This window comes from Arthrobacter tecti, from assembly GCF_054511355.1.
Genome location: NZ_JBTNCT010000005.1, coordinates 106,569 through 132,696, shown reverse-complemented (window position 1 = coordinate 132,696; position 26,128 = coordinate 106,569). Strand labels below are relative to the sequence as shown.

Sequence of the window (26,128 nt, the reverse complement as noted above, 5' to 3'; positions counted from 1 at the left end):
AGCGGCAGATCTCGGCCGCAGCAAGAACACGCTGTCGAGGTGTCGCTGGTCCGTTTAACCGAGGTCATGTACCACTTTAGAAGGGAACTCAAGGCACACGGAAGGTAGCTTGTTCCTCCATACTCATCAGTTGTCACGAGAGTGAGGTGTGCTCAGTCGGGCTGCGGAAGTGGTCTCCCCTCAAGCTCCCACAATCACGCTCACAGGACCACTGCTCTCCTTGTCGTTACGAATGGTCGTCTTGCCCGCTTGCAGGTGAAGCGAATCCCGGTGGCCTTGCCCTCTTTTCGTGCTTCCAGAGTTTGGCTGTTGTGGTGCCGGCGATGAGTGTGGCTCCTGTTGCACCGATAAGACGGGTCCGACTGGTGCGTTCGGGGTTGGCCGCGTTGGTGACTAGTGCCCACGCACCGGCCGAAGCGATCGAAGTGTAGCCGTGTCTGGCCGTGGCGATGACGACGCTTAGTGTCGCTGCGGCTCCCGCTACTGCAGATTGCGCGGTGGCCTTTCCTGTTTGGGTGGTGGGTGCGAGCCTGCCGTGCCGTCGGGTGGCGAAGACGTTGACGACGGCGGCGACGCCCGTCCATCCGAGCAGCAGTCCGGTGCTGTGGGTTGCAAGGTTCTGCCAACGGTCTGGCTTCGAATGTTGGGTCTTGCGGTGCGCGACACCAGCCAGTGTTGCGGCTACGGGCAGGATGAAGGGGGTGTAGCGGAAGCGGCCGGATTGAGCGGCAATGGACCAGACACTGTTCGCGCTGTAGGCGCCGGTGAGCCACCATCCGGTCCGGCGGTTGATTCCTGCTGTGGGGTTGATAGCGTGCTGGATCGCGTTGCCGGCGACGGCGGCGAAGATGGGCGCCCAGATCGTGAATGCATAATTTGGTGGGGTGATCTCAGTGTCGAGTTCCTGGGCGCCTTCCTGTGTGCCGGCGATGATCGGACCCAGCGTAGGCACGAGGACCATGGCGGCAGCGGATACTCCCAGTGCGGCGCTGCGCAGGCGATCCGCCGTAGTGGCCGCGCCGGCGTCTGCCTCGACTGGGAGCGTATCGTCCAGAACTCTCGTACTCATGCTGGTTCGTCTTCCATCGTGTCGTCCATCTCGTCGAGATTCGTGTCACGGTAATTCGGCAGCGAGATGGTGGCCGCCAGCCCAACAGCAAGGAACCCTGCCCCGATGAGCGCTGCGTTTCGGGTGGCGGACGAGAGTGCGTCGTTGGCTGCGGTTTGGACGTCTCCTTGGAGGCCGGTGATGGCGGTTCCTGCGCTATTGACGACGAGTGAGACGGTAGTTTCACGCGCGCTTGGGTCGAAGCCGAGGCCGCCCAGTGCGGTGTCGAGTTGCGATGCGAGGCTGGCGAACAGAATGGTTCCGATTACCGCGATACCCACCGCTGATCCCAGTTCCTGGGCGGTGCTCTGGATGCCGGCTCCCTGCCCGCTTCGTTCAACCGGGATATCGCGCAGGACCAGGCTGGGAAGCTGAGCGTCTGCGGTTCCGACGCCGAACCCGTAGAGGGCCAACGCTGGTATTAGTGCCCAGCCACTTACATCGGAGGAGGCGATACCCGCGAGCCACACAAGCCCGATGATCTCCGTGAGCAGGCCGAACCGGATGACCCACGTGGTGCCCCACGCTCCGGCCAGCAGTGGGGTGGTAGCCGCGGCCAGGAACGCCCCCGCAGCGATCGGGACCAGGAGCAAACCGGTCTGCGTGGCGGTGTATCCGAGGGTGGTTTGCAGCCATAGCGGCAGCACGAACAGGATTCCGAGCTGACCCAGTGCAACTATGAACACGATCGCGTTGCCCCGGGCAAACGCGGGCACCGTGAACAGCGAAAGATCAAGTAGTGGGTCGCGGCCGCTCCGCTCACGGTAGTGTTCCCACCTGGTGAAGGCCACCAGTCCGATGACTGCTGCAGCGAAGGCGAAGGGTACCGGCGAGAGCCCAGCTACTACCTCATAGGTCGGTGATGATGCCGCCCACCACCCCATAATCCGGCCCTCGATCAGACCGAAAACCAGGCTCAACGAGGTAACCACGCACAGCACCACGCCCAGGAGATCGAATCCGCGGCCGCGTTCAGCCTGTCTGGATTCGGCGATGAACAACAGTGCGCCAATGGCCGCGATCGGCCCCAGTACGAGGTTGATACCAAAAGCCCACCGCCAGGAAAATTCTGTTGTCAGCCAGCCGCCTAGGAGCGGCCCGACAGCCGCCATCGCGCCGATGGTGGAGCCCCAGACGGCGAACGCGGTCGCTCGTTCCCTTCCTCGAAACGTGGCATTCAACAACGACAGCGTGCATGGCAGAATCGCCGCACCGCCAATGCCCTGGAGAACACGGGCGACGACGAGCACAGCGCCACTGGGGGCAAGCGCCGCCAGTACGCTCGCTGCAGTGAAGACCACCAGACCGATAACGAGTGCCCTACGCCGCCCGATCGCATCAGCGATCCGCCCCGAGACCACAAGCAGAGCCGCCAACGTCAGCGTATAGGCCTCTTGGATCCACTGGGTCGTCGACGCCGAGGTGCCCAAGTCCACGACGATCGCCGGCACAGCGACATTGATGATCGTGATGTCGATGATTACCAGCGACACGGCGGCGCTGAGGAAGACCAGACCCCACCAACGCCTCGACCCACCCTGCATAACACACCTCGATTATCACGTCACTTGATCATCAAGTTAACGTAGCATGGGTCTATGCAAAACAAAACAGGTCACGGCGACCATGCGGTAGAAGCGGCTCCGGAGGAAGTTTCTTGGGCGCTGCACCATCTCATCGTCGCGGCAGCTGCTTTGGACATAACACTGGGACGCCGACTGAAGCTGAGTCCCAGTGAGTACCAGGCGATGAAGCACCTCATGACCTCTGAACGCCAGCTCGGTCCGGTCGAGCTTGGGGCTCTGGTGGGTCTCACCTCGGGTTCCGCCACCACGCTTGTCGACCGCCTTGAACAGGCTGGCCACCTTGCCCGCCGTCGTGACGGGAAAGACCGGCGCAGAATCACTCTCGAACCGACCGCGACGGCGCTGCGCAGCGCGCGCGAGCAGTTGCGGCCTCTCGAAGCAGGCCTCGACGACGTCCTACGAAACTACTCCACCGAGGAACGACACACCATCACACAATTCCTCAACGACGCCACCAAGACCTACAAGGACTTCAACCACGAGCCGGACTGAATGTGCCGCCCAGCCGGCATTCCCGACAAGGATTCCCCATTGACAGCCTGTAGAACCCTTGCGTGCAGTTGGCTCCCGACAAATGCAGCATTGCGCAGACGGGTTCTGACAAAGTACCGGCTTGTGAGGGGACTTCTGATATCTCGATGTCAACAGTCGACTGCACGACCCTAATTCGTGCCGTTGGTCATGCAGTCACCTTCTGAAACTGACATGCACGAAAGTTCCGGGTGGTCAGTGCCCGAAGGAGTCGGAGTCGGTGATGTCGTCGTCGCCGGTGTCCAGCGCCGAGAGCGAGTTCACCTCGCCCTGGGTGAGCTCGAACCCGAACAGGTTGATGTTCTGCTTGATGCGCAGCGGATTCGCGGACTTCGGGATGGCCACCAGCCCTAACTGCAGGTGCCAGCGCAGCACAATCTGCGCCGGAGTCATCCCGTACTTGTCGGCCAGCAGGTCAACGGCCGGGTCCTGCAGCAGGTTGCCGCCCTTGCCCAACGGGCTCCACGATTCCGTCACGATGCCGTGCTGCGCGTGGAACTCACGTGAGTCGGCGCGTGTGTGCCGGGGGTCGAGCTGGATCTGGTTTACGTCCGGGACCAGTCCGTCGTCGAGCAGCCGCTGCAGGTGGTGCGGCTTGAAGTTCGAGACACCGATCGCCTTCAACAGCCCTTCCTCACGTAGCGAGGCGAGGCCCTTGACGGCGTCAACGTAGCGGTCCTGGTCCGGATTGGGCCAGTGGACCAGCAGCAGGTCGATGTAGTCGACGCCGAGCTTCGCCGCACTCTGCTCGAAGGCACGCCGGACGCCGTCGACGCTGTGCCACTTTTTGTTGAACTTGGTGGTGATGAAAACCTGGTCCCGCTCGATCGCCGAGCGCCGGATCCCCTCGCCCACACCGGCCTCGTTGCCGTAATTCTCAGCTGTATCGAATAGCCGGTACCCGGCCGAGACCGCCTGCTCGACGGCGGTTGCCGCTTCGCCGTCGTCGAGCGGCCAGGTGCCGAGGCCGAGGGCCGGGATGGACGCACCGCCCAGGAGGTCGATGGTGGGTGCCGCTGCGTCAGTCATGTTCTCCTCTATCGCTGAATTTTCAGTGGTATCTCCCCTCAGCTTTCTAGTTGGAGCGGTGATGCGTCAATCCCGGCGTCAATCCTGTCGCCGCGAACACAGGGTGGTGCGGTGCGTTCGGTGAGGGCAAACTTGGCTTGTGAGCGAACGCCCGTGGGTGCTGCATGTGGATCTCGACCAGTTCATCGCCGCCGTCGAAGTGCTGCGGCATCCCGAGCTCGCGGGCAAGCCGATTATCGTTGGAGGCCGCGGTGATCCCACCGAGCGTGCGGTCGTCTCGACGGCGTCGTACGAGGCCCGGGCCTTCGGTGTGGGCTCCGGGATGCCGCTGCGGATTGCGGCCCGTAAGGTCCCCGATGCCGTGATTCTGCCTGTCGATCATGCGGCCTACCTGGCCGCATCGGAGGCTGTGATGTCGGTGCTGCGCTCGCAGCCGGGCGCAACTGTTCAGGTGCTGGGCTGGGATGAAGCGTTCGTCGGCGTGGTAGCGGCGGATCCGGAAGCTTACGCCCGGCGGCTGCAGAACGCCGTGCTTGAGGCTACGCGGCTGCACTGCAGCGTCGGCATCGGGGACACGCTGGTCCGGGCCAAGGTAGCGACGACATTCGGCAAACCGGCTGGCGTCTTCCGCCTCACGGAAGGCAACTGGCAAGAGGTCATGGGCAGCAGGCCAACCATCGAACTGTGGGGCGTGGGTACCAAAGTCTCTCGCCGCTTGGCCGGATTGGGCATTCACACGGTTTCAGAGCTGGCCTCGGCCAACCCTAATGACCTGGTGCCGGAGTTCGGTCCGAAGATGGGGCCGTGGTACGCGCAGTTGGGCCGGGGCGACGGCGAACGAACCGTCGATGACACCCCGTGGGTTGCCCGCGGTCACAGCCGGGAGACTACGTATCAGAAGGACCTGACCGAACCCGGGCAGATTTCCGACGCCGTCGCCGACTTGGTTGCGCGTGTCCTTGAGGACGTCGTCGCCGAGGAGCGGCCGGTGATTTCGCTGACGCTCAAGGTACGGTACGCGCCCTTCTTCACGAAGACGTATGCCCGGAAGATTCCTGAGACGTTCGACCGGGGCGAGGTGCTGGCTCGCGCCCTCGATCTCGTGGCGAAAATCGAGCCCGACCGCCCGATTCGGCTCCTCGGGCTGCGCGCTGAAATGCCGATGCCCGAGGACTCCCGGCAAGGCCACACCCCAACGCGCAGCGGCTGGTGAGATGCACGCAAAGCGGGTTGCCGCCGTCGTGCCCGTTAACGCACATCGACTCTCCAATAGGTGACCGTTTGAGTCCTCATTCGGTCACCTATTGGAGAGTCGATGCAACAGGGTGGAGCTAGGAAACGGTTACAGGTTCCTTGCGCTCGGAGAGGCCGCGGACGGCTTCGTCGAACTCGGCTTCGATCTCCGGGTTCGGCTTCCAGGTCATCCGGCTGACGACGACGGCGACAACCAGGTTCGCGAGGAACGCCGGCACAATCTCGTACATGGTCGCGGCCAGCGGCGAGTTACCCCAGGCGAAGACGACGGCGGCGCCCACGATCATCCCGGACAGCGCGCCCGGCATGCTCAGCTTCCGCCAGAAGAGCGAGAGCAGGACGGTAGGCCCGAAGGACGCGCCGAAACCGGCCCAGGCGAACGCAACCAGCGCGAGGATCGACTCGTTTTTACCTGAGGCGAGGATGATCGCGACGATAGCCACCACCAGCACGCCGAGGCGGCCGAGGACCACGCCCTGCTTCGGTGTGAGATTCTTCTTCGAGACCATGTTGTAGAGGTCTTCGACCAGGGCCGAGGAGCACACCACCAGCTGCGAGGAAATGGTGCTCATGATCGCTGCAAGGACGGCAGCCAACACGATTCCCGCAACGAACGGGTGGAAGAACGCCTGCGACAGAGCGAGGAAGACCGCCTCGGGATCCTCAAGAGTAAGCTGCGGGTTCTGCTGGAAGTAGGCGATGCCCACCAGGGCGGTCGCGATGGCTCCGAGCACGGTGAGGATCATCCAGCCAATGCCGATGCGGCGTCCGGCCGTGGCATCCTGCGGGGTGCGCAGCGCCATGAAGCGGACAATGATGTGCGGCTGCCCGAAGTAGCCGAGGCCCCAGGCTGCAGCGGAAATGATGGCCAGGACGGAGCCGCCCGCAACGAAATTGAGCATTGACGGATCCACGGCGCGGATGGATTCGGTCATGCCGGTGAAGCCACCCACGTTGACCAAACCAATGATCGGGACGGTGATCAGCGCGATCAGCATGAGAATGCCCTGTGCCACGTCGGTGAAGGTGGCGCCCATGAAACCGCCGAACAGCGTGTAGGCGATGGTTACAGCAGCGACGATCACCATGCCAAGCGTGTAGTTCGAGTTGAAGGAGGACTCGAAGAAGGTCCCGCCTGCAACCATGCCGGAGGATACGTAGAACGTGAAGAACACGAGGATGATGACGCCGGAAACCATACGGAGTACCCGTGAACGGTCCTTGAGCCGGTTCTCGAGGAAGCTCGGAACGGTGATCGAGTTGTTCGAAACCTCGGTGTAGCTGCGCAGCCGCGGGGCCACGAATTTCCAGTTCAGCCAGGCGCCAATGGTCAGGCCGATGGCAATCCAGACCTCAATCAAACCGGACAGGTAGATAGCGCCGGGAAGTCCGAGCAACAGCCACCCCGACATGTCCGAAGCGCCGGCGCTGAGCGCTGCGACGCCCGGCTTGAGCCCGCGGCCGGCGAGCATGTAGTCATCGAGATCGGAGGTTTTCCGGTACGCATACCAGCCGATTCCCAGCATGGCGAGCATGTAGAGCGCCATCGCCAGGTATTGGTAGGTCTGATCAGTCATGAATCCCTTTCACATTTTACTTGGAACTGGCTGAGTGCAGCCGCCCACTATTCCAAGGTCCCACCCAGTTTGGCTAATAAGGTGAACTGGCTCACTTGTGGCCGGCCTATGTTACTGGCGGGTAATATAGGCGGATGCATCTGCTCTTCCGGACCCTCTGGTTACTCCTTGCATCCCGTCGCCGCTCGAAGCTGAGCATCTGGGACTCGTCATCGCTGCAGCTGCGGGTCCAGCTCACCGACATTGACATTGCGATGCACGTCAACAACGGGATGTACCTGTCCCTGATGGACCTGGGCCGCTTCGATCTCATGATCCGCAGCGGCTTCTGGAAGCTCATGCGTCAGAAGGGCTGGAGTCCCGTGGTCAACGCGGAAACCATCACGTTTCGGAAATCACTGCAGCTTGGCCAGCGGTACACCATCGAGACGCGTATTCTCGGCTTCGATGAGCGCGCCATCTTCTTCGAACAGCGCATGGTGCACCGCGACGAGATTTACGCCCGCGCGTACATCGCCACCCGTCTGCTCTCCTCCCGCGGCCCCGTTTCGAACGAGGAGATCTTCGAAGCGTTCGCGGAGCTTCCGCCGGCGGATCTGGTCCTGCCCGAGTGGATCCATGAGTGGCGCCTCAACACGGCGCTACCCAGCACGAGGCGCCCTGCCCCGCATCACTGGGTGCACTAAGCCGCAAGCCTTGAGGCGCAAAAGTGCCGGATTTGCGTAGGATCGTGGGAGCGTCCCTATGTGTCAGCCTGAAGTGAGACAGTTTACGTTTCGTTGGGTTGATTCAGCGGCGGGGAAGGAAGTGCGTGATGGTAGTTCATCGGCGATCGAGTAACCGGGATAGTTTCACCGCGAATGAGCGACTTGCGATCCTGGCTGAGTATGAGGCTGCGGAGCCGGGCCAAAAGCAGGTGGTGTGCCGGCGGTATGACGTGAATCAAACCTCGGTGCTGCGCTGGCGGAAGGATCAGCGCGCCGGACTGCTGGAGCCTTCGGAGGGCAAACACAGGGGGCATGTAATGAATAAGCGAGAACGCGCCGATTATGTCCGGGTGATGCGAGAGAACGAGACGTTGAAGGCGAAGCTGGCGCAATCCGAGAGCGCGGTGGAGGTGCTGGGAAAAGCATCAGAGCTCTTGGCTTCCATGGCCAAGAGCTCACGGATCAGGATTCCGGAAACACCGGATCAGACGGAGATCCCAGTAGCTTTCAGGACCACGAAGCCGCAGGACGGGCTCGGGAAGTAAGGCGTGGGCTGGTCAAGGATTTGAAACAGGGTGGGATGTCCGTTGTCCGGGCGTGCCTGTTGACCGGATATCCGAAGGCGTCCTTCTACCGGCATTGCAGTCCCCCGGAGCCGAAACCGGACCCCATTCCGCAGGCCGACCGGTATCAACCGGCGGCCTTGGGTGACCGGGAACGTGCCGCAATCATTGAAGCTCTGGGTAGTGAGGAATACGCGGATTTCTCGGTCTGCCAGGTGTTCTATCGTGCCTGGGACGACGGGAACTATATCTGCTCACGCTCGTCCTGGTACCGGGTGGCGCGCGAGCATCAACTCACCGGGGACCGGCGTCGGCAGGCTACAGCGTCACCGAAGAAGATCCCCGAGCTCACAGCGACGGCTCCGAACCAGGTTTGGTCCTGGGACATCACCAAGCTCCACGGCCCGCGCCGGGGCGAGTACTTCCATCTTTACGTCATCACCGACATCTACTCGAGATTCGTCACAGGGTGGCGACTCGAAGCGTGGGAAGACGGGGAGTTAGCCAAACAGATGGTGGCCGACGCAGTGGAGGGAAACGGGAAAGCACCGCAGTATCTGCACTCCGATAACGGGGCCGCGATGATCAGCCAGCCTCTCTCGGTGCTGTTGGCGAAACTCGGGGTCGACAAGTCGTTCTCCCGGCCCGGGGTCTCGAATGACAACCCGTACTCGGAGGCCTTCTTCAAGACCTTCAAGTATGACCTGCGTTTCCCCGGCTCATTCGAGACCTACGACCAGGCGCTGGCGTTCTGTAACTGGTTCTTCTACGAATACAACAACAACCACCGACACTCAGCCATCGGCTGGCACACACCAGCCAACATGCACCACCGACGGACCACTCAAATCACAACGGCCCGCAGACAATGCCTCGACAAGGCCTGGCGGAAAAACCCGCACCGCTACGCCCACCGCCCCAAACCACCAGGCCTTCCCGGTCCGGCACACATCAATAACCCAATCAACAGAAAATCGACCAACCTGTCTCACACAGGTTGACCAATACCGGCGTCCCCACTATCCTGCGCAGAAACGGCACCTTTGTGGCTGGTCAGTACCGACCTAGTTGAGGAATGCGCTGACCACCACGAAGATCATCACGGCCGCGATCACCACGAGAATGCCTGCGATCATCAGGCTCCGGTATTTCGCACGGCCCTTCGGCGACAGCGTGGCGTCGTCGTCGTGCTTGTCTTTGTCCGGCATCTGACTCATCGTGCCTCCTGAAACTCGCGCGTGTGGTCCTTCTCCATCCTAGGGACGCTCCACCGAGATGGAAAGGCTACTTACTAATTCGGATCACCGGTACTTTCGGTGCTGGTTCTCCCTGGAAGACGGTTCGCCGGGAGCCTCGCTGATCCAGGGACCAGTTCCTTCCGACTGGTCCAGCACACCTTCCTCCAGCCACTCATAGCGGCCATCGAGAATCTTCGACGCAAGCCGGTTGTCGGCGGTGTCACTGTTCCTCCACAGCTCGGTGAACAGCTCGTCCACCCGCGTCCGGGACTGCAGGCAGAACGTGTCCGCCAGTTCGACTGCCTCCCGGCGCTTGCCCTGTCCGGCGAGATAATCGGCGTGCGAGCAGGTCGCCGCCATCGCGAACAGTTCAGCACCGATATCCACAATCCGTCCAAGAAACACCTGCCGATGTTCCAGCCGCGCCTGCCAGCGACCCATTCCAAAAAACGTGTGCCGGGCGAGCCGCCGTGACGCCCGTTCGACGTAGCGCACGTGCCGCGCCAGCCGGCCGAAGTCGGAATAGGAGCGCGGATTCAATCCCGGCCCCGCCATGAGCTTGGGGAGCCAGCCCGCGTAGAACCCGCTGGCGCCGACGGCCGCGTGCGCTTTGGCACGGAGGTCAGCGTCCGACGACGCCAGGTCGCCTGCCGCTGCAAGGTGGGCATCCACGGCCTCCCGTGCGATCAGCAGGTGCATGATTTCCGAGGATCCTTCGAAGATGCGGTTGATCCGCAGGTCACGCAACTGCTGTTCGGCCGGGACTGCCCGTTCGCCGCGGGCCTTCAGTGAGGCGGCGGTCTCATAACCCCTGCCGCCGCGGATCTGCACCAGTTCATCCGCTACCCGGTACGCCATTTCGCTGGACCAGAGCTTGGCGAGCGCAGCCTCGATGCGTACGTCCTTCTGACCGGCGTCGGCAAGGCTGGCCGAGAGCTCGAAGACGGACTCCAATGCGAACGCCGTTGCCCCGATGAAGGCGAGCTTCTTCGCGACGGCCTCATGCTTGCCGATCGGGCGGCCCCACTGGACACGTGCGTTGGACCATTCCCGGGCGATCTTCAGCGACCACTTTCCGGCCGCCGCACAGTTTGCCGGTATGGAAAGCCGCCCGGTGTTCAGGGTGGTCAGCGCAATCCGGAGGCCCTGCCCCTCCTTGCCCAGGCGGTTCGCCGCGGGTATCCGCACGTTCGAGAACCGGGTCACCCCGTTCTCGATGCCCCGCAAGCCCATGAACGCGTTCCGGTGTTCCACGGTGATCCCCGGCGCATCACCTTCAACCACAAAGGCTGAGATGCCGCCCGGTCCGCCGTCGTGCGGTGGAACCTTGGCCATGACCACCACCAGCTCCGCGATCACACCGTTGGTTGTCCAGAGCTTGTTGCCGTTGATGACGTAGGAGTCGCCGTCGCGCGTTGCGGTTGCGTTCAGGCGGGCCGGATCGGAGCCGACATCGGGCTCGGTGAGCAAAAACGCGGAGATGGCACCGGCCGCACAGCGCGGAAGGTAGGCCTGCTTCTGTTCGGGCGTGCCGAACATGCGTACCGGTTCCGGAACGCCGATGGACTGGTGCGCCGACACCAGCGCGCCGAGACTGGGATGCACCGAGGACAGCAGCATCAGCGCACGTCCGTAGTAGGTGAGCGAGAGGCCCAGTCCGCCGTACTCCTTGGGGATCTTGATCCCGAAGACGCCGAGTTCACCAAGCGCGCGGAGGTACTTGTCCGGGATCATGGAATCGCGTTCGATCACCTGCCCGTCCATTGTGGCAGCGAAGGTTCTCAACCGCGCGAGGAACTCCTCGCCGTCGTCGTACTGGGACGTTGTGGGGGAGGGTTGGGGATGGATGAGTGAGGCATCGAACCGGCCCATGAAGAGCCCCTTGGCGAAGCTGGGGCGGTTCCACTCAGTCTCGCGGGCTGCTTCGGCCACTTGGCGTGACGTGCGCTCGTTGACGTTCTCCTGAAGTGCCATGGCAGCCCCCTTCAACGGTGGGCTCCGCCAGCCGGGGCCCGGCCATTCGTTAATGCTACTCCCGGGTAGCTTTTTAGCGACGGGTGTTTTGGAAAGCGGCACCTTAGCGTTATGTAGCCGTCCGGCTTCCTGCTCCCCCACTACTCTTGTCTCTATGCCCGATTTCACACCGCTACAGCGTCTCGCCCAGGAACACCGCGTGGGAATCACCTTCCGTGGTTGGGACGGCGGGGAGCGGGCCGTAAGTGACTCGACCCTGGTTTCCGTGCTCACCGCTTTGGGTGTTCCCTGTGCGAACGACGACGACGTCACCTCCTCCCTCAGCACCGCCGAACACGCGCCGTGGCTGCGCACCCTGCCTCCCGCCGTCGTCGTACGTCAGGGCGTACCGGCGGAGGTGCCGGTGAATGTGGGTGCGGACCAGACACCGCAACTTCGGGTGGAACTCGAGGACGGGACGTCTCGGGCGCTTGAACTCAGCCCTGGGGAAACCCGTGATCTAGACGGAAACGCGGTGCGCCGGTTCACGGCCACCGTACCCACTGATCTGCCGCTGGGCTGGCACGCCCTCGAGGTGGAGGGTTCCCGCTGTGCGCTGGTGGTGACGCCGCAGAAGCTCACCACTGCTGACCGGCTTACCCGCACCTGGGGGCTTATGGCGCAGCTGTATTCGGTGCGCTCGGGGTCATCGTGGGGAGTCGGAGATCTCGATGACCTCGCGCGACTGACGGAGATCGCTGCGGAAAAGGGCGCCGGTTTTGTCCTGATCAACCCGCTGCACGCCGCCGAACCCAAGCCGCCGGTGGAGGCCTCCCCGTACCTGCCGAGCACGCGGCGATTCTTCAACCCGCTTTACCTGCGCGTCGAGAACATCCCGGAGGTGGACGGGCTCGCCGACCCTGAGGTTGTTCGGGACCTGGCCGGGCGCTTCCGGGATGCCAACCTCAGCGCTGAACACATCGACCGGGATTCGAGTTACGCCGCAAAACTTGAGGCCCTCGAACTGATCTTCGCGGTGCCGCGCACGCCCGAGCGCGAAGAGGCGTTCAAGCGGTTCCGTGAGGAAGCCGGGCCGGGACTGGAGAGTTTCGCGTTGTGGTCTGCGCTCGCCGAGACCCTGCCCGAGGGTGCGCCGGAGTGGTCCGATCCTGTGTTCCTGGAGGCTCAGCGCGGGCTTCTGCGCGAGCGGATCGAGTTTCATGAGTGGCTGCAGTGGCTGTGTGATGAGCAGCTCGAGGCCGCCCAACGCACGGCTGTGGACGCAGGCATGAACCTTGGCATCATGCATGACCTCGCGGTCGGCGTGCATCCCGCCGGCGCGGACGCCTGGGCGTTGCGGGACGTCCTCGCTCCCGGCATCAGCGTGGGAGCGCCGCCGGACATGTTTAACCAGCAGGGCCAGGACTGGGCGCAGCCGCCGTGGCATCCGGAACGTCTCGCTGAGTCCGGCTATGCGGCGTACCACGACATGCTGCGGACCATCCTCCGCCATGCCGGCGGGATCCGGATCGACCATATCCTCGGGCTTTTCCGGCTCTGGTGGATTCCGTCCGGACTGGCCCCGGCCGATGGCGCCTACGTCTATTACGACCACGAGGCGCTCATCGGCATCCTTGCCCTCGAGGCGGAGCGGGCGGGCGCCGTCGTAGTCGGTGAAGATCTCGGTGTGTTCGAACCGGGTGTGCAGGAGTATCTGGCGGAGCGCGGCGTGCTCGGAACGTCGATCCTGTGGTTCGAGTACGACGACGACGCGCCCCGCCCGCCCGAGCAGTACCGCCGGGCGTGCCTCACGACGGTCACCACTCACGACCTCCCACCCAGTGCGGGGTACCTCGCGGGTAAGCACGTGGACCTTCGGGAGCAGCTCGGGCTGCTGGGCCGTCCTGTGGAGGAGGAGAGGGCTGCCGACCGTGAGGCGCAGGAGGGTGTGCTTTCGCTGGTGCGGTCGCGGGTTTCGGCGGATTCAGGGGGCCAGGAGTCGGGCGATCTTCAGTCGACGGTTGAGTCGCTGCACGCGTTCATCGCACAGACCCCGTCGTTGTTGCTCGGAATGGCGCTGACCGACGCCGTGGGGGAGGAGCGTACCCAGAATCAGCCGGGTACGTCCTCGGCGCAGTACCCGAACTGGCAGGTCCCGCTTGCCGGGCCGGACGGCGTCGTACTGATCGAGGAATTGGCTTCTTTGGGCCGGTTCGATGCGCTGGTTAAGGCGCTTCAGGGCTGATTCTGGAGGTCAGTCCTGGACCGCGTCGCTGATCGACGCGTCCGATCCGCCGTCACCTGCGCCGAACCAACGGATCCGTTGACTCTGCGCAGGTGACGCGGCATTCGCACACCTTTGTCGGCGTCGAGGGGAGTCAACGGATCCGTTGCTCCCGTGCGCGTGCCGTGATCCTCAGTCGCGCGTGACGTCGAGGTGCACGCCGTCGTCGTCGACCCGCTCCACCGCGTCGGCAGCCTCGTAGAAGTTGTTGCCGATTCCGGTGCCGTCGACCTCCACATAGCCAAGCCGGAGGAGGCGCTCGGCGCGTTCGTCGTCGACGTCGTCGGTGCGGAAAACGTCCGAGAGGAAGTTGACGATCCCGCCGCGTTCCTGTGTTTGTCCTTCGGGAGTTACTGCTTCGGGATCGCCCATCTTGACGCTTTTGACGGTGCCGATTTTCTTGCCGCCCGCGTTGAGGACGTCCATACCTTCTCGAACTTCACTGAGGTCGTTCATGGGTGTTTTTCCTTCCGGTCCGATGCTCGGACTCCCACCGTAAACCGCTACGTGTTCGCGTGGGAAGGATGCGTTGTACGTGAGCGCCGAATGTTGTGGTGGTGTTACTCCTAAGGCGCTCCGGGCAGTGTCTCGCAGACGATCCCGTCGTCGTCCCGGTCGAGTTGTGCGATGTCTCCGTAGTACCGGAAGTAGCGCAGATACCAGTCCTGTGCTTGGCGCCAGGTGTCGAAGTCGCTGCAGTTCCTGGTGTCCCCAGGATTCGCTGGGACGGGAATCGGCGAAGGCTTCGGCGTTGGCTTCGGTGCTGGAGGCGGAGTCGGCTTGGGAGCAGGCTTGGGCGCAGGGCTCATCACGATCGGAGCGGGAAGGGTCACGGCAGCCGGCTGTCCGCCACACAGTTGGGCAAGGTAGGCGCGCATCACATCCCGCTCAGCCTGCGTAACCCAAAGCCCATGGATTGCCTTCACGGAAACCTGCCGGGAAATATATGCGCAGTGATAGCCGCCGTTCGGGGGCATCCACGTCGCGGCATCGCCGTCACCCTTTTGCTGGTTGGTTGGGCCATCTGTGGCTTGCAGGTTCAGCAGATCATTGGCGAACTGGATTCGCTGGTCCTTCGAGAGCTGCTGCGCTCCCTTCTGCCATGCGTCCGAAAGCGCGACGACGTGATCAACCTGCACTGCAGAACTGGTGGTTGCCCCGCGCACGAACTGAATATCGGTGGCCGTGTAGGGGTCCTTCAAGAGCCCGGTCGCTACCTGGCAGGTGCCTCCGTTAGTGAAGGCAACGTTGATCAGCTGGAGCTTCAGGACATCGTTTCGGGTATCGCAACCGTTACGATCGACGACGTCCGTCCATGCCGGGCCGAACTGTTCGCGATCGTAGCCCGTCTTCGGCGCACGGCCCTTCACTGGGAGAGTGTCCAGAACCTCCAACGTGGTCGAGCCGAAAGGCGCAGGCCGGTTCTTGGGCAGCTCCGTCGTCGTCCGGTAAAGGAACGCGGCCATCATGTCGCGGTTCACGGCGCTGAACGGTTTGAAGGTTTTGTCCGGCCAGCCTGTAGTGATGCCAGTTGCTGACAACCAGCTGATCTCCTTGTAGAAGGCACCCCGTGTTGCCACATCCCTGAAGGGCGAGGCACTCGAGGCATGGAACGCGGGTTCGACGGCATAGCGGTAGAGGAACGCGGCCATCATGTCGCGGTTTACCGGTGTGAACGGCCGGAACGTGCGGTCCGGCCAGCCCGTGGTTATACCCGACGATGCCAGCCAGTGAATCTCCTTGTAGAAGGGGCGCGCGCTGGAGACGTCGGTGAACCAGGATTGCGCTGGAGGGGTATAGCTGGGCTCCCCCGCCAATCGGTACAGGAACGCGGCCATCATGTCGCGGTTCACGGCGGTGTACGGCTTGAAGCTGCCGTCCGTGTAACCGGTCGTGATGCCTTGTGCCGCCAGCCACTGAATCTCGTCGTAGAAGGGACTGCTGGCTGGCACATCCGTGAACCTGGTTGCCGCCTGCGCGGACGGGGCGGGCGCCACGAGGGCGCCCGCGCCCAGTACGAGGACTGCCAACATAAGAAGGGCAGCGCGAAAGAACTTCATCTGGTTCTCCAAGAGTCGAAAGTTGAGCGGCGTGACGGCGCCGCCCAGCGCAACAAGAGCTTGGAAAACCTCGTCAGCCACAACCGACCGGCTGCGGCCGACCCCCCCCCCCAACTGATGCCCGCGACGGAAGCATATCCCGCAAAGTGCCCCCATTTTCGAGGACTTGGACAAAAACTGACTGAATCCTGCGGAGAACCTGGGAAGTGCTCGTCTCCTACTTCAAGACGGCCCGCAGCGATGCCGCATTCGCGTGCAACCAGGCTTCTGCCCGTGGCAGCCTGTCCTTAATCCCCTCGTCCCACCACCGGCGAAACACAGGGTCCGTCTGTGCTGCTGCCTTCATTGTGATGGCGGAGTTCCTCTGGCGGCGGAGTGCGACCTCGACGACCTGGCTCCTCTGGAGCTCATTCATTCCATAGGCGTCGGTGAAGAGCCTGACGCGGCGTGCGACGTCGACACCGGCCAGCGCGGGGCTGCGATCCCGGGGGTGACACAGCGGCGTCCACCAATATAGAGCGTTGACGGCGTCGGCCACTCGGGTTGTTGGTCTTGCCAGATCGAAGTCGATCAAGGCCGCCGGCATGCCGTCGCGGAAAACGACGTTCCCCGGACAGTAATCCTGGTGAGCTATGAGTTCCGGCTCCACAAACAGTGGTTCGAGTCCAGGTTGCGGGGGTCCTGGGATCGTTCCGAAGACAGCATCGGACGGAGGGCTCCACCCCACGGCGGCGTCGTGTGCCCTACGAATCAGCCGAGCAAGCTCCGCGAGTTGTTGGTCACCGACGGCCCATGCTGGCAGGGGCTCCATCGGCACGTCGCCCTCAACGTAGCTGAGAACTTCCCGACCGAGTTTGTCATACCCGTGAGGCATGGGTGCGCTCGTGAAGCCACGCTCGTGAAGATGAGTGAGAAACGCATGGATCGTGGCGGTGTGCGGGCGTGCCGGCCGATGGACCGAGTTCCCTATCCGGTATACCTCGGTCCAGCCGTCACCCTCGAGGCGTACCTCATGGTCCGGATCATCGGGTCCGTTCATTTCAGCCCTCCCTTGACCGGCACACGTAGGCAACGAACCCGTTGCCTCGGCGCAGGTGACGTGGAGTAGAACCACCGTCGTTTGCGCGAAGACAACGGATCCGGTGGTTAGATGCTGCTCGCGAGCTCCGCCGTCGGGACCGCTTCCTTCGCCGGGAACGACGGCGCGTGCACGCCGGTCATCTCCTCCATCACGCGGACCACCTGGCAGCTGTAGCCGAACTCGTTGTCATACCAGACGTAGAGGACCAGGTTCTTGTCGTTGCAGATGGTGGCGAGACCGTCCACTGTCCCGGCGCGGCGCGAGCCGACGAAGTCCGTGGAGACGACGTCGGGGGAGTCGATGTAGTCGATCTGCTTCCGAAGCTCGGAGTGCAGGGACATCTGCCGGAGGTGATCGTTCACTTCCTCGACCGTGGTGCCGTTCTCGAGCGAGAGGTTCAGGATCGCGATCGACACGTCCGGAGTGGGAACCCGGATGGAGCTACCGGTGAGTTTGCCCTGTAGTTCCGGCAGCGCCTTCGCGACGGCCTTCGCGGCACCCGTCTCGGTGATGACCATGTTCAGGGCGGCGGAGCGGCCGCGGCGGTCGCCCTTGTGGAAGTTGTCGATCAGGTTCTGGTCGTTGGTGAAGGAGTGGACGGTTTCAACGTGGCCGTGGACAACGCCGTACTCGTCGTTGATTGCCTTCAGCACGGGCGTGATGGCGTTGGTGGTGCAGGACGCCGCAGTCACAATCTGGTCCGAGGCGGCAATCGACGTGTGGTTGATGCCGTGCACAATGTTCTTCAGCGCACCCTTGCCCGGCGCGGTGAGCAGCACCCGGGCAACGCCCTTGCTCTGCAGGTGCTGGCTGAGGCCTTCCTCATCGCGCCAGCGGCCGGTGTTGTCCACTACCAGCGCATCCCGGATGCCGTATTCGGTGTAGTCGATGGTGGACGGGTCATTCGAGTAAATGACCTGGATCCGCACACCGTTGGCGGTGATGGTGTTGGTTTCCTCATCCACCTGGATGCTGCCCTCGAACGAGCCGTGCACGGAGTCGCGGCGCAGCAGGCTGCCGCGCTTCATGAGGTCGTTCGCGGCACCCTTCCGCACCACGATCGCCCGGAGGCACAGGCCGTGCCCGCCGCCGGCCTTCTCGATCAGAAGCCGCGCAACCAGCCGGCCGATGCGCCCAAACCCGTACAGCACGACGTCGGTACTCGTCCGCGCGTCCGCGCCGCGCTTCCCGACGACGTCGGCCAGTTCCGAACGGAGAAATTCCTCGAGCGAGGCGTCACCGGAGTCTGACTTGTACTTCTGGTTCAGGCGTGCGACGTCGATCGACGCCGCGCCAAGGTCAAGCTCAGCCAACGTGCGCAGCAGCGGTGCGGTGTCCTCCAGGAGCAGCTCTTCCTTGCTCATGCGGCGGGCAAACCGGTGGGCTTTCAGGATGCCCATGGTGGATTTGTTGATGAGGCTGCGTCCGTGAATGCTGGTGACCACGTTGTTCTCGCGGTAGAGGCGGCCGATCACGGGAATCATTCCCTCGGCGAGAGCCTCCCGGCTCATCCAGGTGTCGCGGGTGACGGAAGGGTTGTGATCCACGATGATCAGGTCCTCTCTTTCACCGGGTTCTCCGGTGGGTAAGGCGTCGAGTGCCCGAGGTCGCGGGCGACGGTGGTTTCTCCGCAGGGCCACCACGACAACGTCGAACCGGTGCATGCGGGAAGTACGTCAAGAATATCGGGCGGCGCGGTGGTGCCGCACGTAAAAGCGTTGTTAGTCCGCTCACGTTCCGGCCCAGTTTGACACAATTGGACCATGATCGGTTCCCCAATTGATGCTGTCCGGCTCCTGGCGTCCTTGTGCTCTGGACCGCGACAAGGGTCCCGGTCCGCAGTAGGAGAACGCTAGATGGACCCGGCGCTGGGACTGAGCTTCGCCGTCGTGCTGCTGGCGGGCGTGCTCATTTCCGAGCGAGCCAGCCGCACGGTTATCTCCACAGCCGTGCTCTTCCTGTTGGCAGGCTTCCTGCTCGGACAGGGGGTTCTCGACGTCATCACCGTCGAGTCAGGCGACCCCGTGGTGCTGATCCTTTCAGAGCTCGCTCTCTTTTCCGTCCTATTCACAGACGGGATGCGTGTGGGCCTGCGGGACTTGCGGGCCGCCTGGCGTTTGCCCGGCAGGGCATTGGTTCTCGGGCTGCCTCTCACCCTTCTGGTCACCGCCGTCCTGGCTCACTACGTCGCGGGGCTGCCGTGGCTTGAGTCGTTTCTGCTCGGCGCCGTACTTTCTCCCACAGACCCGGTATTTGCATCCGCCATCGTGGGACGCAAGGAGGTCCCGGGCCGGCTGCGTCATCTGCTCAATGTGGAGTCGGGTATCAACGACGGTCTGGCGCTTCCGATCGTCCTGGTACTTTTGGCTATCGCCGGCGGCACGGACGCCGGAGGATGGCAACTGACGGAGGAGATCCTGCTCGGCATCATTGTCGGAGTGGTAATTCCCCTTCTTGTTCTGGCGCTGGAACGGCTTCCCTTTCTGAGCGCGGAACGTCATCTGGAGCCATTGGTAACGGTGTCCATTGGCTTGCTGGTGCTGACAATCTGCACAGCCACGCACGCCAACCTGTTCCTCGGAGCATTCGCGGCGGGGGTCACCATAGCTACCGTCCGGCCGGAGTTTCGTGACGAGTTCGAGCAGTTCGGTGAACTCGTAACCGAGTTGCTCAAACTGGCTGCCATCCTGGTGTTCGGAGCGTTGATTACGCCGGCGTTCCTCTTCGAGGAGATCCCTTTCGCCGGTTGGCTGTTTGCGTTGCTTGCGCTCCTCGTTGCCCGTCCGCTCGCGCTGTTGGCGTCTTTCGTTGGCACGAATCTCCCCCGCGGCCAACGCATAGCGGCGATGTGGTTCGGTCCAAAGGGCTTTGCCTCGGTGGTTTACGGGCTGCTCGTCCTGCAATCCGGCATCGAGTTCGCCGACCAGGTTTTCCATCTTGCCGCGCTTGCAATTGTCCTGTCGATCCTGGCGCACTCGTCGACGGACGTGCTGATCGCGAAGAAGTTGAGTACACCGCCGGGCTAGCGAGCCTGAAAGGGCTCAGCAGGTCGACAAGCCAGGCGGTTGATGAAGGGAAAACCCTCATCCCTTTGGCCTAGATCCTGCGGGGGAGCCGGAATGTCGGTGCCGCTGGCTACACTGGCGCAGGAACAACCGGAAGGCCTGCACCAACCATGCTGAAAGTACTGAACCGGCTGACATCCGCCGATTTCGAGGAGAACCGGTGGGAGCGGCCGGGCCCTACACGGGACCAATTGCGCCGGGATGTGACCGGCGTCGTCGTGTTCTTTCTGGTCAGTGCGGTCACGCTCGAGCTGATCCGCGGGTTCGGAATGCTGGCCGAGGCGGAGAATCCCATTTGGCAACAGCACCTTGTGCTCGCGCTGATGATTCTCCCGTTGGTGCTGCGGAGACGCTATCCGGTGGCCGTGATGCTGGTGATGTCGGCCCTGTTCATCATTCTCAGCCTCTGGATTCCCATAGTGTCCATCCAGCTCTCCTACCAGGTGGCATATTTCGCGTCCCTCTATTCAGCGGTGGCGTGGGCGAAGGACCGCCGCGTGCTCTGGTTGGGTACCGCCGTCGTCGTTGTTTCGATGACCCTGTTCCTGATCCTGACGCTAACGGTCTCGAACGCCTACGACGGCCTGCTTGAGCAGGTACGTGACGAGGGCGAGCGGGCGCGTGGTTTCCTCGAGCCGTTGACCTCGGCAGCGCTGTACAACTTCGTGGTCAACATCGCTTACTTCGGCGGCGCGATCCTTGCGGGCATGTCGTCGTGGCGCAACGCGCTGCAGCGCACGCAATTGGGGGAGCAGGCCGAGCAGATCGCCCGCCAGTCCGCAGAACTGGCCCGCCGCGCGGTCATCGAGGAGCGGCTAAGGATCGCACGCGAGCTGCACGACGTCGTCGCTCATCACGTGTCAGTGATCGGCGTGCAGGCGGGAGCTGCCCGCCGCGTGCTGGACCGGAAGCCTGAGGTCGCCGCGGGGTCGCTGCGCACCATCGAGCAGGCCAGCCGCCAGGCCGTGACGGACATGCGGAACCTCCTGGGCGTGCTGCGCTCGGACACCCTGGTTCCACACATTGACGACGACGCCGCCCGCCGCCCGGAACCGGGTCTTGCGGACATCGGGGTGCTGGTCGAGAGCCAGCGGGACCTTGGACTCGACATCTCCTTCGCCCGGGTGGAAGACGTGCCGGGGGCGCTCGATGATGTCTCGGCTCCGCTGTCCCTCTCGCTGTACCGGACGGCGCAGGAAGCGCTGACGAACGTTCGCAGGCATTCGACGGCGTCGGGTGCGGTGATGACCCTGCGGACGGGGCAGACGGACGGGCAGCGCTGGGTGGAGCTTGAGACGGTGGACAACGGCAAGCCGCGGCATCGGCCGCATGTTACCGGATCAGGTTACGGGTTGCAGGGAATCCGTGAGCGTGTGGCGTTGCACCGCGGGACGGCGGAGATCGGTCCACGGTCCCAGGGCGGCTGGCGGGTTCGGGCGAGGTTCCCGATTTCGTGAGCCAGCGACACAGTCCACGGTCCCAGGGCGGCTGGCGGGTTCGGGCACGGTTCCCGCTGTCGTGAGAACTCAGGCGAAGAAACAGACAAGAATGGGTGCAATGGACACGATTCGGGTATTGCTCGCCGACGATCAGGGGCTGGTCCGCGCCGGCTTCGCCACCATGCTTTCGGTGGAGGACGACATCGAGGTGGTGGGCCAGGTGACCAACGGCCAGGAGGCGGTGGATTTCGCTGCGGCCAACAACGTTGACGTCATCCTCATGGATGTCCAGATGCCGGTGCTCGACGGGATCCGTGCAACCGAGCTGATCACCGGGGCAGGGCGGGGAAAGGTCATTATCCTCACCACCTTTGAGCGCGACGATTACCTCTTCGATGCGATCCGCGGCGGCGCCAGCGGGTTCCTGCTCAAGAACGCCGAACCGGAGGATCTCATCAGTGCGGTCCACGCCGTCGCCGGCGGGTATGCTCTGCTGGCTCCGGAAGTCACCGTGCGGGTGATCGAGCGGTTCGCCAAACAATTGCACGGCAACGCACCGTCCGAGAAACCCCTTACCGCAGAACAGCAACATCAACGGAAGCTTCTTGATTCGCTAACCCAGCGCGAGAAGGAGGTTCTCGTCTGCATGGCGTCGGGGCTGAGCAACGCCGAGTTGGCGACGCGACTCTTCCTCGCCGAGGCAACCGTGAAGTCCCACGTGTCCTCCCTGCTGGCCAAGATCCAGGTTCGCGACCGGGTGCAGGCTGTGGTCTTCGCGTACGAGAGCGGCCTCATTCGTCCGGGGCAGTAAACACTCCCGGCCTACCCGGCTTTGGTTTGGTTTCATCCGTCCGGGGGAGGAAGGGTTCACCCTTTCGACTCATCCCTTTGCGGTCCCGCCTCACTAGATTTGAGTGCAGTAGGACCAAACGGGAGGAAGAACCCATGCTGCAGGTGAATAACCTGACCCGGCGCTTCGGCGAGAATACCGCCGTCGACGACGTCACCTTTACCGTCCCCTCGGGGAAGATGACCGGTTTTGTGGGCGCGAACGGTGCCGGCAAAACCACCACCATGCGCATGATCATGGGTGTGCTCACGGCTCATGCGGGCGAGGTGCTGGTGGACGGGCATCCGGTCACCGCTCAGGACCGTTCGACGTTCGGATACATGCCGGAGGAGCGCGGCCTGTATCCGAAGCAGCCCATCCTGGACCAGCTGGTCTACCTGGGTCAGCTGCATCGGATGAGCCAGCAGGACGCCCGCGCACGTGCGCTCGACCTGCTCGAACGCTTCCAGTTGGGCGACCGCGGGAAGGACAAGCTCGAGTCGCTGTCGCTCGGTAACCAACAGCGGGTGCAGATCGCGGCCTCGCTGCTGCACCGGCCGTCGGCGCTCATCCTCGACGAGCCGTTTTCGGGGTTGGACCCGATCGCCGTGGATTCGATGGTGGACCTGCTTCGCGAACACACGGACCAGGGCGTGCCCGTCCTGTTTTCGAGCCACCAGTTGGACCTGGTGGACCGTCTGTGCGACAACCTGGTGGTGCTGCAGAAGGGCCGCCTCGTGGCCTCGGGGACCGGCGACCAACTGCGCGCCGCGGCGCCCCGCCGCCACCGGATCACTGTCTCCCCGGACGCAGGCTGGCTGCGGGAGGAAGCAGGCGTGACGGTGATCGACGTCGCCGGTAAGGACGCCGTTGTGGAGCTGGAGAACGACGACGCCGCGCAGCGCCTCCTGACCGCCGCCATGTCACGCGGCAGCGTGCACGAATTCAGCCGGATCAGGCCGAGCCTGAGCGAAATCTACCGGGAGGTATCCCAGTGAGTACCGAAACGAAGTCCCAGAACAAGCAACAGGAACGGGAGCAGCATGCGCCGTCGTCGTCCTCTTCGAGCGGTCAGCCGCCGTGGCTGATCGTCACGCTGCGCGAGGTCACGGTGAAGGCCAAGGACCGCGGGTTCGCGATTTCCACGATCGTTACCGTTGCCCTCATTGTCGCCGGAGTGGTGTTCAACGCCTATATGTCCAGCCGCGGTGAGGATTTCGCTGTCGCCGTGGCCTCGGACGCCGGTCAGTCCGTGATCGAGCTTGCGGACGAGGAGGCCCGGGCCGAGGACAGCAACACCACTTTCACCGCCGTGACGGCCGACTCCGACGACGCCGCACTGGAGCAGGTGCGGGCGGAAGAAGCGGACGTGGCGCTGATACAGAACGACGACGGCGGGTGGACACTCACTGGCTTGAACGAGGTTCCGTCCGGGCTGCGGACCGCGGTGGGTGCGTCGCTGGAAACCTACACGCTGCAGGCGAATGCAGCCGCTACGGGCACCACACCGGGGGAGCTGCTGGAGGGTTCCGAGCTTGAGGAGTCGCTGCTGGAGGGCAACGCCGAGAATCAGGCACTCGCACAGGTGGCCGGGTTTGTCTTCAGCTTCCTGTTCTACATGGCGTCCATCATCTTCGGAATGGCGATCGCCAACTCGGTTGTGGAGGAGAAGCAGAACCGGGTTGTCGAAATCCTTGCAACGGCCATCCCGATCCGTCAGCTGCTGTACGGGAAAGTGTTGGGAAATACGGCGCTCGCGATGCTGCAGCTCGCCCTGTACGGCGGGGCGGCGCTGCTTGCACTGAACCTGACGGGCACGGCGGAGTTGGCCGGAAGCATCATTCCGGCGTCGGGCTGGTTCATGGTGTTCTTCCTCTTCGGCTTCCTCATCCTCGCGGCTATGTGGGCAGTGCTGGGATCACTGGCCAGCAGGCCGGAGGACCTCAGCAGCAGTTCGACGCCGGTGATGGCGTTGATTTTCGCGGCGCTTTTCGCCGGACTCTTTGCGAAGGGTCAGTTGTTGGTGGTGGCGTCCTATGTGCCCGTGGTGTCCTCGGTGGCGATGCCGATCCGCATGCTGAACTCCGACGTCGCCCTGTGGGAGCCCCTGCTTTCGCTGGTGCTTGCCCTGGCGGCAGCCGTTGCGTTGATTTACCTCGGCGAGAAGATCTACCGGCGAGCGGTGATGCAGGGCGGCGGAGCGTTGTCGCTGCGGAAAGCGATGAAGCTGGAGCAGTAGGGGCGGCACGCCGGCGGTGCAGCTTCAGGCGCGTTTGCGGGGCGGCACGCGTTTGTGGGGCGGCACAGAAACTGCCCGCACGTTCAGTACTCCCGATTCGAACCGGCAGTACTGGCGCTGCGGGCAGTTTCTCTTCGGCGGTCTTGCTAGGGTCGGGACATGAAGAACAAACGGGACAAGCTGCAGATCCTCATCGTCGTGATCGCGTCCTTCATCTTGGCCGGCGTGCTTGATTTGGTCTTCAATGTGCCGACACTGCTGCGGTGGGGAAGCGTGATTGTGTTCGCCATACTCGTCACGCTCGGAATCGAGGCGGTGCGCCGCGGGCGTGAAGGTCGCAGGACAAACGACGCCGCGACCGCCGAAAGTCAGAGCAGCACTCACCCATAGGAGCACTGCGTCCGAGGCTTCCCCGGTTCCACCGAACCAATTTCTTAATGCGAACCATTCTCATGTAGAGTCCACGATGTGTTCATCACCATCGTCAGTTCACTCGATTCCTTTTGCCGCCAGCAGGCCTGCGAGGCTGCCGGCCGGACGCTGCCGGGCGCCGTCGTCGTTCTTCATGACCTCCTCGAGGAGGGGCGGGTAATCCGCCGGATCTTCGAAGGCGAGAAGCTGATCGAGCGTGAGGAGACCATCCTCGAGCACGGCTGTCTGAGCTGCACCGTTCGCCTGGACGTGGTGCCCACGGTCGAGCACCTGCTCGCGCGCGGGGTTGAGAACATCGTGCTTGGGCTGCCCCCGGCGGTGACGGGCGAAACTGCCGTCGAGGCGTTGCACCACGGCATCACGCGGCCATTCAGTATCGATTCCGTGGCTCTGGCCTGTTCACCGGATGCAGTTGAAGATCAGATCTGGGATCACCACACGCTGTTCGAGTCAGGGTTCACGCCTGTGCCGTGGGATAACCGTACGCCCGGTGAGTTTCTCATCGGTGAACTCTCATTCTGCGACACCGTGATCCTCGCGGAGCCTGCACTGATTCCGGTGGACCCCAAGGAACGACGACGCGGTGTGCACCTTATTGAGCATCTTGCGCCGCATGCAGAACTGACCGCGATCGAGGAGCCGCTCCGTACAGGCCATCACAACCTGACGGCGGCGCTCCTTCGCTCCGCTCCCGGTACCGTGCGTGTGCCGGCCGGACTGCCGTCGTCGTCGTTCTGCACCGTGGTGCAAACTGCACGCCGTCCGTTGCACCCCGAACGGTTCCGCAAGGCTCTCGCGGAATTGGCGGCAGGATGCTGCTGGCTCCGTGGGCGTCTTTGGGTTGCAGCGGCACCGGAGAGCTGCATCGCAGTGCAGGGGATCGGGCCGCGGGTGTGGCTGGAGAACACCGGACCGTGGCGGCCGGAACCTGTTCAGCCGGACTCCGATGGCCAGTCCGCGTGGTTCCCCTACTTCGGTGAGCGTGGCAGCGTCCTTGCGGTCACCGGCGAGGAGATCGATGCGGATGAAATTCGGGCGCTGATTACCGGCTGCGAACTGACCGACGCCGAGATGGCGGCCGGCGCAGAGGCGTTCTCGGACCCGTTCAACCTGAAAACGCCCAACTAGAAAACCAGTCAATTCGTCCGACCCA

At 63.3% G+C, this 26,128-nt stretch carries 23 protein-coding genes; 13 read left to right on the top strand and 10 right to left on the bottom strand.

What is annotated here, in order from left to right:
* Positions 1–226 precede the first annotated feature (226 nt).
* Positions 227–1,069, bottom strand: coding sequence for a hypothetical protein (locus ACX80C_RS08420; protein WP_459326010.1), 843 nt, complete (start codon positions 1,067–1,069; stop codon positions 227–229).
* Positions 1,066–2,652: an MFS transporter gene (locus tag ACX80C_RS08415; protein WP_459326009.1), complete on the bottom strand. Its 1,587-nt coding sequence runs from the start codon at positions 2,650–2,652 to the stop codon at positions 1,066–1,068. Before ACX80C_RS08415 ends, ACX80C_RS08420 begins: the two co-directional genes overlap by 4 nt.
* Before the next feature lie 54 nt (positions 2,653–2,706).
* Here ACX80C_RS08415 and ACX80C_RS08410 point away from each other — a divergent pair, with 54 nt between their 5' ends.
* The gene (locus ACX80C_RS08410) at positions 2,707–3,186 is read left to right on the top strand and encodes a MarR family winged helix-turn-helix transcriptional regulator (RefSeq protein WP_459326008.1); all 480 of its coding nucleotides are present in this window, start codon (positions 2,707–2,709) and stop codon (positions 3,184–3,186) included.
* A gap of 234 nt (positions 3,187–3,420) precedes the next feature.
* Here the strand turns inward: ACX80C_RS08410 and ACX80C_RS08405 are convergent, their stop codons facing one another.
* Positions 3,421–4,254: an aldo/keto reductase gene (locus ACX80C_RS08405; RefSeq protein WP_459326007.1), complete on the bottom strand. Its 834-nt coding sequence runs from the start codon at positions 4,252–4,254 to the stop codon at positions 3,421–3,423.
* A gap of 139 nt (positions 4,255–4,393) precedes the next feature.
* On the opposite strand from ACX80C_RS08405, the gene ACX80C_RS08400 reads away from it, so the two are divergent.
* Positions 4,394–5,467 carry a DNA polymerase IV gene (locus ACX80C_RS08400; RefSeq protein ID WP_459326006.1) on the top strand — a complete coding sequence of 358 codons (1,074 nt, stop codon included), beginning with the start codon at positions 4,394–4,396 and terminating at the stop codon, positions 5,465–5,467.
* A 118-nt stretch (positions 5,468–5,585) separates the two neighbouring features.
* Here ACX80C_RS08400 and putP read toward each other — a convergent pair whose 3' ends face one another.
* Positions 5,586–7,085 (bottom strand): sodium/proline symporter PutP, encoded by a 1,500-nt coding sequence (putP, locus tag ACX80C_RS08395; protein WP_459326005.1) that lies wholly within the window; start codon positions 7,083–7,085, stop codon positions 5,586–5,588.
* Between the two features lie 134 nt (positions 7,086–7,219).
* Between putP and ACX80C_RS08390 the strand changes: the two genes are divergently transcribed.
* The 3 genes from ACX80C_RS08390 to ACX80C_RS08380 all read left to right on the top strand — a co-directional run bounded on the left by ACX80C_RS08390 (position 7,220) and on the right by ACX80C_RS08380 (position 9,356).
* Positions 7,220–7,771, top strand: a complete 552-nt coding sequence (locus ACX80C_RS08390) for an acyl-CoA thioesterase (protein ID WP_459326004.1) — start codon at positions 7,220–7,222, stop codon at positions 7,769–7,771.
* Positions 7,772–7,896: 125 nt separating this feature from the next.
* The gene (locus ACX80C_RS08385; protein WP_459326003.1) at positions 7,897–8,337 is read left to right on the top strand and encodes a hypothetical protein; all 441 of its coding nucleotides are present in this window, start codon (positions 7,897–7,899) and stop codon (positions 8,335–8,337) included.
* Between the two features lie 8 nt (positions 8,338–8,345).
* Positions 8,346–9,356, top strand: a complete 1,011-nt coding sequence (locus tag ACX80C_RS08380; RefSeq protein ID WP_280801356.1) for an IS3 family transposase — start codon at positions 8,346–8,348, stop codon at positions 9,354–9,356.
* A gap of 63 nt (positions 9,357–9,419) precedes the next feature.
* Here ACX80C_RS08380 and ACX80C_RS08375 read toward each other — a convergent pair whose 3' ends face one another.
* Both ACX80C_RS08375 and ACX80C_RS08370 read right to left on the bottom strand, forming a co-directional pair.
* The gene (locus ACX80C_RS08375) at positions 9,420–9,572 is read right to left on the bottom strand and encodes a hypothetical protein (RefSeq protein WP_459326002.1); all 153 of its coding nucleotides are present in this window, start codon (positions 9,570–9,572) and stop codon (positions 9,420–9,422) included.
* An 84-nt stretch (positions 9,573–9,656) separates the two neighbouring features.
* Positions 9,657–11,567, bottom strand: a complete 1,911-nt coding sequence (locus tag ACX80C_RS08370; protein ID WP_459326001.1) for an acyl-CoA dehydrogenase family protein — start codon at positions 11,565–11,567, stop codon at positions 9,657–9,659.
* A 154-nt stretch (positions 11,568–11,721) separates the two neighbouring features.
* Between ACX80C_RS08370 and malQ the strand changes: the two genes are divergently transcribed.
* Complete coding sequence (gene malQ, locus ACX80C_RS08365; RefSeq protein ID WP_459326000.1) at positions 11,722–13,791, top strand: 4-alpha-glucanotransferase; 2,070 nt, start codon at positions 11,722–11,724, stop codon at positions 13,789–13,791.
* 171 nt (positions 13,792–13,962) lie between these two features.
* On the opposite strand, the gene ACX80C_RS08360 is transcribed toward malQ, so the two are convergent.
* The 4 genes from ACX80C_RS08360 to ACX80C_RS08345 all read right to left on the bottom strand — a co-directional run bounded on the left by ACX80C_RS08360 (position 13,963) and on the right by ACX80C_RS08345 (position 18,518).
* On the bottom strand, positions 13,963–14,286 hold the full coding sequence (locus tag ACX80C_RS08360; RefSeq protein WP_459325999.1) for a hypothetical protein: 324 nt from the start codon (positions 14,284–14,286) through the stop codon (positions 13,963–13,965).
* A 110-nt stretch (positions 14,287–14,396) separates the two neighbouring features.
* Positions 14,397–15,890 carry an S-layer homology domain-containing protein gene (locus ACX80C_RS08355; protein ID WP_459325998.1) on the bottom strand — a complete coding sequence of 498 codons (1,494 nt, stop codon included), beginning with the start codon at positions 15,888–15,890 and terminating at the stop codon, positions 14,397–14,399.
* Between the two features lie 217 nt (positions 15,891–16,107).
* The gene (locus ACX80C_RS08350; RefSeq protein ID WP_459325997.1) at positions 16,108–16,929 is read right to left on the bottom strand and encodes a phosphotransferase enzyme family protein; all 822 of its coding nucleotides are present in this window, start codon (positions 16,927–16,929) and stop codon (positions 16,108–16,110) included.
* Positions 16,930–17,036: 107 nt separating this feature from the next.
* Positions 17,037–18,518 (bottom strand): glyceraldehyde-3-phosphate dehydrogenase, encoded by a 1,482-nt coding sequence (locus ACX80C_RS08345; RefSeq protein WP_459325996.1) that lies wholly within the window; start codon positions 18,516–18,518, stop codon positions 17,037–17,039.
* A 309-nt stretch (positions 18,519–18,827) separates the two neighbouring features.
* Here ACX80C_RS08345 and ACX80C_RS08340 point away from each other — a divergent pair, with 309 nt between their 5' ends.
* From ACX80C_RS08340 to ACX80C_RS08310, 7 genes are all read left to right on the top strand, one after another.
* Positions 18,828–19,997 carry a cation:proton antiporter domain-containing protein gene (locus tag ACX80C_RS08340; protein WP_459325995.1) on the top strand — a complete coding sequence of 390 codons (1,170 nt, stop codon included), beginning with the start codon at positions 18,828–18,830 and terminating at the stop codon, positions 19,995–19,997.
* Between the two features lie 149 nt (positions 19,998–20,146).
* Positions 20,147–21,493 carry a histidine kinase gene (locus ACX80C_RS08335; protein ID WP_459325994.1) on the top strand — a complete coding sequence of 449 codons (1,347 nt, stop codon included), beginning with the start codon at positions 20,147–20,149 and terminating at the stop codon, positions 21,491–21,493.
* A 100-nt stretch (positions 21,494–21,593) separates the two neighbouring features.
* On the top strand, positions 21,594–22,286 hold the full coding sequence (locus ACX80C_RS08330; protein ID WP_459325993.1) for a response regulator transcription factor: 693 nt from the start codon (positions 21,594–21,596) through the stop codon (positions 22,284–22,286).
* A 134-nt stretch (positions 22,287–22,420) separates the two neighbouring features.
* A complete protein-coding gene (locus ACX80C_RS08325) occupies positions 22,421–23,302 on the top strand; it encodes an ABC transporter ATP-binding protein (protein ID WP_459325992.1) in 882 nt (293 codons plus the stop codon).
* Positions 23,299–24,543, top strand: a complete 1,245-nt coding sequence (locus ACX80C_RS08320; RefSeq protein ID WP_459325991.1) for an ABC transporter permease — start codon at positions 23,299–23,301, stop codon at positions 24,541–24,543. The genes ACX80C_RS08325 and ACX80C_RS08320 overlap by 4 nt, the downstream gene beginning before the upstream one ends.
* Before the next feature lie 159 nt (positions 24,544–24,702).
* Entirely contained in the window at positions 24,703–24,933 is a 231-nt protein-coding gene (locus tag ACX80C_RS08315) for a hypothetical protein (protein WP_459325990.1), read from the top strand.
* A 78-nt stretch (positions 24,934–25,011) separates the two neighbouring features.
* Positions 25,012–26,103 carry a GTP-binding protein gene (locus tag ACX80C_RS08310; protein ID WP_459325989.1) on the top strand — a complete coding sequence of 364 codons (1,092 nt, stop codon included), beginning with the start codon at positions 25,012–25,014 and terminating at the stop codon, positions 26,101–26,103.
* Positions 26,104–26,128: the final 25 nt, after the last annotated feature.

What these genes read in the sequence shown, in the direction of transcription:
- ACX80C_RS08420 (WP_459326010.1), bottom strand. Translation starts at nt 1,069, where the DNA reads ATGAGTACGAGAGTTCTGGACGATACGCTCCCAGTCGAGGCAGACGCC.
- ACX80C_RS08415 (WP_459326009.1), bottom strand. Translation starts at nt 2,652, where the DNA reads ATGCAGGGTGGGTCGAGGCGTTGGTGGGGTCTGGTCTTCCTCAGCGCC.
- ACX80C_RS08410 (WP_459326008.1), top strand. Translation starts at nt 2,707, where the DNA reads ATGCAAAACAAAACAGGTCACGGCGACCATGCGGTAGAAGCGGCTCCG.
- ACX80C_RS08405 (WP_459326007.1), bottom strand. Translation starts at nt 4,254, where the DNA reads ATGACTGACGCAGCGGCACCCACCATCGACCTCCTGGGCGGTGCGTCC.
- putP (WP_459326005.1), bottom strand. Translation starts at nt 7,085, where the DNA reads ATGACTGATCAGACCTACCAATACCTGGCGATGGCGCTCTACATGCTC.
- ACX80C_RS08390 (WP_459326004.1), top strand. Translation starts at nt 7,220, where the DNA reads ATGCATCTGCTCTTCCGGACCCTCTGGTTACTCCTTGCATCCCGTCGC.
- ACX80C_RS08375 (WP_459326002.1), bottom strand. Translation starts at nt 9,572, where the DNA reads ATGAGTCAGATGCCGGACAAAGACAAGCACGACGACGACGCCACGCTG.
- ACX80C_RS08370 (WP_459326001.1), bottom strand. Translation starts at nt 11,567, where the DNA reads ATGGCACTTCAGGAGAACGTCAACGAGCGCACGTCACGCCAAGTGGCC.
- malQ (WP_459326000.1), top strand. Translation starts at nt 11,722, where the DNA reads ATGCCCGATTTCACACCGCTACAGCGTCTCGCCCAGGAACACCGCGTG.
- ACX80C_RS08360 (WP_459325999.1), bottom strand. Translation starts at nt 14,286, where the DNA reads ATGAACGACCTCAGTGAAGTTCGAGAAGGTATGGACGTCCTCAACGCG.
- ACX80C_RS08355 (WP_459325998.1), bottom strand. Translation starts at nt 15,890, where the DNA reads ATGAAGTTCTTTCGCGCTGCCCTTCTTATGTTGGCAGTCCTCGTACTG.
- ACX80C_RS08350 (WP_459325997.1), bottom strand. Translation starts at nt 16,929, where the DNA reads ATGAACGGACCCGATGATCCGGACCATGAGGTACGCCTCGAGGGTGAC.
- ACX80C_RS08340 (WP_459325995.1), top strand. Translation starts at nt 18,828, where the DNA reads ATGGACCCGGCGCTGGGACTGAGCTTCGCCGTCGTGCTGCTGGCGGGC.
- ACX80C_RS08335 (WP_459325994.1), top strand. Translation starts at nt 20,147, where the DNA reads ATGCTGAAAGTACTGAACCGGCTGACATCCGCCGATTTCGAGGAGAAC.
- ACX80C_RS08330 (WP_459325993.1), top strand. Translation starts at nt 21,594, where the DNA reads ATGGACACGATTCGGGTATTGCTCGCCGACGATCAGGGGCTGGTCCGC.
- ACX80C_RS08325 (WP_459325992.1), top strand. Translation starts at nt 22,421, where the DNA reads ATGCTGCAGGTGAATAACCTGACCCGGCGCTTCGGCGAGAATACCGCC.
- ACX80C_RS08315 (WP_459325990.1), top strand. Translation starts at nt 24,703, where the DNA reads ATGAAGAACAAACGGGACAAGCTGCAGATCCTCATCGTCGTGATCGCG.